We start from the raw sequence: 1,447 nt of genomic DNA, 5'->3' as shown, positions 1-1,447 counted from the left end.
TGAACTGGACCCGAAAAGTTAGACATATATTTAAGCAGCTAATAAGGATTGAATTCTGTATTTTACAGGAGGCAATCCTTTTAATTTTGCCTTAATCCTTTTATTATTGTAATAATAAATATAATTCTCTAGTTCTTCCCTAAAGTGTTCCATACTTTCAAAATCTTTAAGATAAAGTAATTCAGATTTTAATAAGCCAAAGAAATTTTCAATGACTGCATTATCTAAGCAATTTCCCTTACGGGACATACTTTGAGTTATATTATTTTCTCTTAAAATATATTGATATCTATCCATTTGATAGTGCCAACCTTGATCTGAATGAAGGATAGGAGTATCTTCTTTATCCAAGCATTTTAAAGCCTTATCTAACATCCTTTCGACTAGAAGGAATGTAGGGCGTTTCTCAATATTATAGGAAATAATCTCACCATTAAACAAGTCTAGAATAGGAGATAGGTAGAGTTTTTCACCAAACAAATGAACTTCAGTAACATCTGTAACCCACTTTTCATTAGGCTTAGAGGCCTTGAAATCACGCTTCAAGACATTTGGCGCTACCTTCCCAACCTTCCCGCGATAAGAGCGGTATTTAGTGATTCTTACCAACGATTTTAACCCTAATTGATTCATTAAGCGAAGGACGGTTTTGTGGTTAATGGTATAGCCCTGATTACGTAATTCAAGTGTGATACGCCTATAGCCATATCGCCCTTGGTGTTCCTGAAAAATCTGCTTAATACTTTCTTTAACCTCGTTATATTTATCTTCACGACTCATTTGTTTCACCTAGTAATAATATGTACTACGAGCCATTTCAGCCGCTTTAATCAAGTCGATAATTTTATATTCATGCCTTAACTCATATATTATGTGTGCTTTGTCTTTTTCAGAGATTGTTGTTTTTGTTGAATTAAGGCGTGTAACTTTTTTAAATAAGCATTTTCCATGCGTAAGTATTCAATTTCTTTTTGTAAATCATTTTGAGAGTTAATATTTTGTTTTTTCTTAGGTGCAATAGCCTGTTTCTTCTTCACAGTGGAGTACCCCTTACTTGTTTTACGAAGAGCATCTATCCCCTGTGATTCTAGCATTGATCGCCACTTCCTAACGGTACGAGGAGATGGAACGTTGAACATAGCGGCCGCTTGTAGGGGCGAAGCTCCTGTATTGTTCATAAAATTCAATACTTCCATTTTAAACTGAATGTCATACCTTGTACATTTAGAGTTTAAGGACTCTATTCCTTGTTCTCTAGTACGTGCCACCCACTCTTTTAATAACGATATACTGACTTGATATTTTTTGGCAGTCACTTTAAAAGAATCATTTGTATTTAAATAATGTTCAACGGCATTTCTTTTTAATTCGAATTTATATTTTCTAGACATAATAAAACCGCACCTCCAATTGTTAGTTATTTGTCTAACAAATTGGGTGCGGTTCA

At 34.0% G+C, this 1,447-nt stretch carries 1 pseudogene; it reads right to left on the bottom strand.

What is annotated here, in order from left to right:
• Nucleotides 1-30: 30 nt before the first annotated feature.
• Nucleotides 31-1,391 (bottom strand): annotated as a pseudogene (locus PDQ33_RS28840) (IS3-like element ISBce15 family transposase).
• Nucleotides 1,392-1,447 lie beyond the last annotated feature (56 nt).

The organism is Bacillus cereus group sp. Bc031 (genome assembly GCF_027716265.1).
GTDB lineage: Bacteria > Bacillota > Bacilli > Bacillales > Bacillaceae_G > Bacillus_A > Bacillus_A paranthracis.
The sequence above is the reverse complement of the archived record's forward strand: the minus strand, read 5'-3'. Positions and strand labels throughout refer to the sequence as shown.